Origin of the sequence: Roseixanthobacter psychrophilus (assembly GCF_043195195.1) — a bacterium.
Lineage (GTDB): Bacteria > Pseudomonadota > Alphaproteobacteria > Rhizobiales > Xanthobacteraceae > NCEH01.
Genome location: NZ_JBAFWT010000193.1, coordinates 1 through 437, shown reverse-complemented (window position 1 = coordinate 437; position 437 = coordinate 1). Strand labels below are relative to the sequence as shown.

Annotated in this window: 1 pseudogene; it reads left to right on the top strand. The window is 60.9% G+C overall.

Going from position 1 to position 437, the window contains the following annotated elements:
- Positions 1 to 329 (top strand): annotated as a pseudogene (locus tag V5F77_RS29170) (TniB family NTP-binding protein); the annotation flags it as partial.
- Positions 330 to 437: the final 108 nt, after the last annotated feature.

Below are 437 nucleotides of genomic sequence, written 5' to 3'. Positions count from 1 at the left end.
CGTCAACGAGGCGCGGGAGGCGATCAGCGGCGACGTCCAACTTGCGCGCAGGTTTGAACAGTTCACTTTGAGCCGGTGGGCAGCAAACGAACAGTTCGAAACCCTGGTAGCGTCGATCCTGCGCAACACGCCACTGCGTCGACCCTCGGTGCTTACGGCCAAAATCGCTGCGACGGATTCTGCAGATCACCGAGGGTATCACCGCCAGCATCTTCCACATGATCAACAGCCTGGCCGTCGAAGCCATCGAGAACGGCCGCGAGCACATCACTGACGAAGCGGTCGAGTGCTGGGAAGCGGAGTTCGATGCCGAGGCGGCGTTTGCATGATTGAGAACACGCCGCCTCGACCATTGCCGGTGGTGTTGTCGCACCATTCAGACGAACTCCTGTCCTCCTGGATCGGCCGGCATGCCGCCTTTTATGCGGTACCACCGC